This is a genomic window from Stenotrophomonas sp. (genome assembly GCF_032103445.1).
Classification (GTDB): Bacteria; Pseudomonadota; Gammaproteobacteria; order Xanthomonadales; family Xanthomonadaceae; genus Stenotrophomonas.
Map to the genome: position 1 here is coordinate 21,201 of NZ_DAMDFR010000058.1, position 6,000 is coordinate 27,200.

At 66.5% G+C, this 6,000-nt stretch carries 6 protein-coding genes; 4 read left to right on the forward strand and 2 right to left on the reverse strand.

The window, feature by feature from the left end; all coding sequences use genetic code 11:
- Nucleotides 1-465: 465 nt before the first annotated feature.
- Nucleotides 466-1,215 carry a ferredoxin--NADP reductase gene (locus tag RT551_RS16780; protein ID WP_260341556.1) on the reverse strand — a complete coding sequence of 250 codons (750 nt, stop codon included), beginning with the start codon at nt 1,213-1,215 and terminating at the stop codon, nt 466-468.
- A 104-nt stretch (nt 1,216-1,319) separates the two neighbouring features.
- On the opposite strand from RT551_RS16780, the gene RT551_RS16785 reads away from it, so the two are divergent.
- The 3 genes from RT551_RS16785 (at nt 1,320) to panE (ending at nt 4,069) form a co-directional block, all read left to right on the forward strand.
- On the forward strand, nt 1,320-2,267 hold the full coding sequence (locus RT551_RS16785; protein ID WP_260341555.1) for an ABC transporter ATP-binding protein: 948 nt from the start codon (nt 1,320-1,322) through the stop codon (nt 2,265-2,267).
- Nucleotides 2,264-3,064 carry an ABC transporter permease gene (locus RT551_RS16790; RefSeq protein ID WP_282298163.1) on the forward strand — a complete coding sequence of 267 codons (801 nt, stop codon included), beginning with the start codon at nt 2,264-2,266 and terminating at the stop codon, nt 3,062-3,064. The genes RT551_RS16785 and RT551_RS16790 overlap by 4 nt, the downstream gene beginning before the upstream one ends.
- A gap of 72 nt (nt 3,065-3,136) precedes the next feature.
- On the forward strand, nt 3,137-4,069 hold the full coding sequence (panE, locus tag RT551_RS16795) for a 2-dehydropantoate 2-reductase (protein ID WP_313460730.1): 933 nt from the start codon (nt 3,137-3,139) through the stop codon (nt 4,067-4,069).
- A gap of 103 nt (nt 4,070-4,172) precedes the next feature.
- On the opposite strand, the gene RT551_RS16800 is transcribed toward panE, so the two are convergent.
- Nucleotides 4,173-4,970 (reverse strand): TatD family hydrolase, encoded by a 798-nt coding sequence (locus tag RT551_RS16800; RefSeq protein WP_313460731.1) that lies wholly within the window; start codon nt 4,968-4,970, stop codon nt 4,173-4,175.
- 66 nt (nt 4,971-5,036) lie between these two features.
- Between RT551_RS16800 and RT551_RS16805 the strand changes: the two genes are divergently transcribed.
- Nucleotides 5,037-6,000, forward strand: a 964-nt coding sequence (locus RT551_RS16805) for a helicase-related protein (protein ID WP_313460733.1), incomplete at its 3' end; no start/stop codon positions are given.

A 6,000-nucleotide genomic window follows, 5' to 3' on the forward strand; every position in this document is an offset into this window, starting at 1 on the left:
ATGGGAACAGGTTGATGCAATGGATGCGGAGGTGCGGCCCAATCCCAGTCCATGAGGTTGCCGGGCATGGCCCGGCACTACGAGATCGCGGCAGGTCACCGGGTTACCGGGTTACCGGGTCAGCCATTTGCGCAGGCGTGCTCGCGCTTGGGCGGTTGTATAGTGGCGGCCGGATTCGATGTCTGCGCGGCCGCGTTGGATCTTGGTCAGGACGTGGGCGCGGTAGGTGGCTTCGTTGGTTGTCGCCACGCTTGGGCGTTGGTCGGGTGCTGCGGGTGCCGGCCAACGGCCGGCGCTACCGGGGGTGTTGTCGTTCATTTGGGTCCGCGGGCGAGGTAAGGGGTTCATGGGCACCGGGCAAAGTCCGGTGTCACCAATATCCATATTGTTCGCCGTTGTGGACCCCCGGGCGGGGATCGCGAGCGGTGCGGGTCCGCGAAGCCACGCAGGGCGTGGCTCTACGGGTCACTTGCTGCTGACGTATTTCTCGCGGCGGACCTGGGGGTTGGGCAGGCCGGCTTCCTTCAGGGCCTCGAAGGTGGCGTCCACCATGTCGGGGTTGCCGCACAGGTAGGCGATGTCGGTGGCCGGGTTCGGGGCGAACTCGGCGAGGTGCTGCTGGACGTAGCCGTGGCGGACGTCGGGGTGCGGGTTTTCCGGCAGTTCGCGGGATAAGCACGGCACATAGCGGAAATTGGCGTGCTGTTCGGCGAAGTTATAGAAATCCTCGCTGTACAGCAGCTCGCCGGGGGTGCGGGCACCCTGCAGCAGCACCACTTCAACCCCGCGCTCGGCCATAGCGGTGGCCAGCAGCGGCAGCATGGAGCGGTATGGGGTGACGCCGGTGCCGGTGGCAATCAGCAGATAGCGGGCGTTGTGGTCGCCGGGCATCAGGCAGAACCGGCCGTACGGGCCGCTGGCCTGCACGTGGCCGCCGATGTCCAGGCCCTCGAACAGGGCCGTGGCGGCCCCGCCGGGCACGAAGCTCACCGCGATATCCACCGCTTCCCCCGCCCCGATAGCGTGGTCATGGATGGTGGCCAGCGAGTAGCTGCGCTTGGTTTCGGTGCCGTCAGCGTAGTGAAAATGGACCTGGATGAACTGGCCGGGCTGGAAATCCAGCGGCTGGCCGTCATCACGCAGGAACTGGTAGTGGCCGACGGTCGGGGCCAGCATGTGGCGGCCGACCAGCTTGAGGGGGAATTGAACAGGCACGAATTTGGGAAACAGTGTGTAGCCGGGGCAAGCCCTCGGGGCCTTCTATAATAGCGGCTCACCCGCCCCACTCCAGCGCCGCCCTTGGGCGCGAAGGCAAGAGCTTGGCTTCCCAGACAAACAACGCCCCCGCCCTGCGGGTGCGCGACCTCCGCAAAACCTACGACAACGGCACCCAGGCCCTGAAGGGCGTCTCGCTGGACGTGGCACCGGGCGACTTCTTCGCCCTGCTGGGCCCGAACGGGGCCGGCAAGTCCACCCTGATCGGCATCATCAGCTCGCTGGTGAACCTGAGCGAAGGTCAGGTGGAAGTGTTCGGCAGCGACCTGGTGCGCGACCGCAGCGCGACCATGCGCCTGATCGGGCTGGTGCCGCAGGAAATCAACTTCAACCTGTTCGAAAAGCCCTTCGACATCCTGGTGAACTACGCCGGCTTCTACGGCGTGCCGCGCGAGGAGGCCGAGAAGATGGCCGAGGTGGAGCTGAAGCGCGCCCACCTGTGGGAAAAGGCCCAGGTGATGAGCCGCACCCTGTCGGGCGGCATGAAGCGCCGGCTGATGATCGCCCGCGCAATGATGACCCGCCCGCGCCTGCTGATTCTGGATGAGCCCACCGCGGGCGTGGACATCGAGATCCGCCGCGACATGTGGCGGGTGCTGAAGGAGATCAACGCGGCCGGCACGACGATCATCCTGACCACGCACTACCTGGAAGAAGCCGAGCACCTGTGCCGGCACCTGGCCATCATCAACCACGGCCAGATCGTCACCCAGGGGCCGATGCGGGCACTGCTGGCCAAGCTGGACGTGGAAGGCTTCCTGTTTGATATCGATGGCGACCTGCCGGCGCAGCTGCCGGTGATCGAAGGCACCACCATCACCGCCACCGACGCGCACACGCTGGACGTGGACATGCCGCGCGCGATGGATCTGAACCGGGTGTTCGAGGCACTGAATGCGGCCGGCATCCGGGTGCGCTCGATGCGCACCAAGAGCAACCGTCTGGAGGAGCTGTTCGTGCGGCTTACCGGCAACCAGGAGAACGCGGCATGAGCACCACCCCAAGCCCGGTGATGACCGACGGGCAGCGTAACCGGATCGCGCTGATGACCATCGTGCGCCGCGAAGTGGCGCGCATCCTGCGCATCTGGGGCCAGACCCTGGTGCCGCCGGCGATCACCATGACGCTGTACTTCCTGATCTTCGGCGGGCTGATCGGCTCGCGCGTGGGTGAGATGGGCGGCTACAGCTATATGCAGTTCATCGTGCCGGGTCTGGTGATGATGAGTGTGATCCAGAACAGCTACGGCAACATCAGCTCGTCGTTCTTCGGCGCGAAGTTCGGCCGCCATGTAGAAGAGCTGCTGGTGAGCCCGATGCCGAACTGGGTGATCCTGTGGGGTTACGTGGCCGGCGCGGTGCTGCGCGGGCTGATGGTGGGCGTGATCGTGCTGATCATCGCGATGTTCTTCACCCCGGTGCGCATTCCGCACCCGCTGGTGACGCTGACCACGGTGCTGCTGGGTGCGACGATCTTCTCGCTGGCGGGCTTCATCAACGCGGTGTACGCGAAGAAGTTCGACGACGTGGCGATTGTGCCGACCTTCATCCTGACCCCGCTGACCTACCTGGGTGGCGTGTTCTATTCGGTGAAGCTGCTGCCGACCTGGGCGGAAGCGGCGACGCACGCGAACCCGATCTTCTACATGGTGAACGCCTTCCGCTACGGCCTGCTGGGCTCGAGCGACGTGCCGCTGTGGGTGGCCTACGCGCTGATGATCGGCTTCGTGGTGGTGCTGAGCGCACTGGCGCTGTGGCTGCTGAAGCGTGGTGTGGGGATGCGGAGCTGATCTGCTCTTCGACGCCGGAACATCGGTAGTGCCGGCTGCTGGCCGGCTCCTCAGTTTGATTGGAGTACCTCAATGCGCATTCTGGTTCTTGGTGCCGGCGGTACCGGCGGTTACTTCGGCGGGCGTTTGGCCCAGGCCGGAGTGGATGTCACCTTCCTGGTGCGGCCCGCCCGCGCGGCGCAGTTGGCGCAGGATGGGCTGGTGATCCGCAGTCCGCTGGGCGATGCGGCCTTCCCGGTGCAACATGTGACTGCTGATGGGCTGGCGACGCTGGCGTCTGAGAAGCCGTTTGATCTGGTGATGCTGAGCTGCAAGGCGTATGACCTGGAGAGCTCGATTGAGGCGATTGCACCGGCGGTGTCCTCACGCACCACCGTGCTGCCGATCCTCAACGGGCTGCGCCACTACGCGACGTTGGATGCGCGCTTCGGCCGCAATGCGGTGCTGGGTGGGCTGTGCTTCATCAGTGCGACCAAGGCACCCGATGGCGCAGTGCTGCATCTGGCCCCGGCGGCGAAGCTGACCTTTGGCGAGCGCGACAACACCGGGGCGAGTGCGCGGGTGTTGGCGCTGGCGGCGGCCTGTGTGCAGGCCAATGTCGATCATCTGGCCAGCGATGCGATTGGGCAGGAGCAGTGGGTGAAGTACAGCTTCCTGACCGCGCTGGCGGCGGGCACCTGTTTGATGCGCGCGGACGTGGGCACGATTGTGGGCACCGATGAGGGTGAAGCGATCATGCGCGGGCTGTATGCGGAGTGCCTGGCGGTCGCTGAGGCAGCCGGTGAGCCGGTGCCGGAGAAGGCGCAGGGGATTGCGCTGGGGGCGTTGACCCAGGCCGGGTCGGCGTTGAAGGCGTCGATGCTGCGCGATCTGGAAGCCGGGCAGCAGGTGGAAGCGATGCAGATTGTGGGGGATATGCGGCTGCGGGCGCGGGAGGCCGGGGTGCTGGCACCGTTGTTGGCGGTGGCGTTTGCCCATTTGCAGGCGTATGAGGCAAACCGCTGATCCGTAGAGCCACGCCCTGCGTGGCTTCGACCCTGTTTGAGACCGCGAAGCCACGCAGGGCGTGGCTCTACGGGATTCCCTGGCAGGAGTGCGTCGTCGGAGGTCAGGCGATTTCCGGCAACCGGAAGAACGCGCGCGTAGCTGCCGTCGCATTCGCCGCCGTCACCGCCACATCCTCCCCACGATCGCGCGCCAGCTCTTCCACAATGTGCGACAGGAACATCGGCTCGTTGCGGCGATCCTTCGGCATCGGCTTCAACGTACGCGGCAGCAGATACGGCGCGTCGGTCTCGATCATCAATCGATTAGCCGGCACGTGCTTGACCAGCTCGCGCAGGTGCGCGCCACGGCGCTCGTCGCACAGCCAGCCGGTGATGCCGACGTACCAGTCCTGGTCGAGGTAATCGAACAGCTCCTGGCGCTCGCCGGTGAAGCAGTGCACCACTGCCGGGCCGAGGCGGCCTTCGAAGTTCTTCATCTGCGCCATGAAATCGGCGTGCGCGTCGCGCTGATGCAGGAACAGCGGCTTGCCGTTCTCGGCGGCCAGCTGCAGCTGGCGCTCGAATGCGCGGTGCTGCGCGGGGCGCGGCGCGAAGTCGCGGAAATAATCCAGCCCGCACTCGCCCACCGCCACCACTTCGGCATGTGCATGCAGCGCGCGCATCTCGGCATCACATTCGTCGGTGTATTCCACCGCGTGATGCGGGTGCACGCCGGCGGTGGCGTACAGGAAACCGGGGTGCTGTCGGGCCAGTTCCAGCGCCATCGGCGAATGCTCGCGGCTGGCCCCGGTGATCACCATCTGCACTACGCCGGCCGCGCGTGCGCGTTCCAGCACCGCGTCGCGGTCACGGTCGAAGGAGTCGTGGGTGAGGTTGGCACCGATATCGATCAGCTGCATGGGGCAATTCGCACACTCAGGTAAGCGGCGCATTGTAAAGCACCGCCCTGCCCGTATCCTTGCCGCATGCGTACGCCTGTTTTCCCCATCGCCGAGCAGCTGCCGGCAATTCTGGATGCCCTGGGCAGCCACACCCGCCTGGTACTGGAAGCCCCGCCCGGTGCGGGCAAGACCACCCAGGTGCCGCTGGCGCTGCTGGATGCGCCGTGGCTGCAGGGGAAGAAGATCATCATGCTGGAACCGCGCCGGGTGGCGGCGCGCAGTGCGGCGCAGTTCATGGCCCGCCAGCTGGGTGAAGACGTGGGCGAGACGGTGGGCTACCGGATCCGCTTCGAGAACAAGGTGTCCGCACGCACCCGGGTGGAAGTGGTCACCGAGGGCATTCTGACCCGCATGCTGCAGGACGACCCGCTGCTGGAAGGCGTGGGCGCGCTGCTGTTCGACGAATTCCACGAGCGCCATCTGGCGGCGGACCTGGGCCTGGCACTGTCCTTGGACGTGCAGGCGCAGCTGCGTGACGACCTGCGCATTGTGGTGATGTCGGCCACGCTGGACGGCGAGCGGCTGGCGCAGTTCCTGGATGCGCCGCGCATCAGCAGTGCGGGCCGCAGTTATCCGGTATCGATCAGCCACTTCCCGGCACGGCGCGAGGAAGCGCTGGAAGCGCAGGTGCGGCGCGCGGTGGAACAGGCGCTGCGCGAGCACCCGGGTGACGTGCTGGTGTTCCTGCCCGGGCAGCGTGAGATCAACCGCGCCCTGGCGGCGCTGGATTCGGTGTTGCCAGCGGAAGTGCAGCTGCTGCCGCTGCACGGCGAACTGCCGGTGGACCAGCAGAGCCGCGTGCTGCAGCCCGACCCGAACGGGCAGCGCCGGGTGGTGCTGGCCACCAACGTGGCCGAGTCCTCGGTCACCCTGCCGGGCGTGCGGGTGGTGATTGATGCGGGGCTGGCGCGCGAGCCGCGCTATGACCCCAACAGCGGCTTTGCGCGGCTGGACGTGGTGCCGATCGCACAGGCCTCGGCCGACCAGC

Bases quoted from the DNA above. Each gene is read 5' to 3' on its own strand.
- panE (WP_313460730.1), top strand. From the start codon at position 3,137: ATGCGCATTCTGGTTCTTGGTGCCGGCGGTACCGGCGGTTACTTCGGC.
- RT551_RS16790 (WP_282298163.1), top strand. From the start codon at position 2,264: ATGAGCACCACCCCAAGCCCGGTGATGACCGACGGGCAGCGTAACCGG.
- RT551_RS16800 (WP_313460731.1), bottom strand. From the start codon at position 4,970: ATGCAGCTGATCGATATCGGTGCCAACCTCACCCACGACTCCTTCGAC.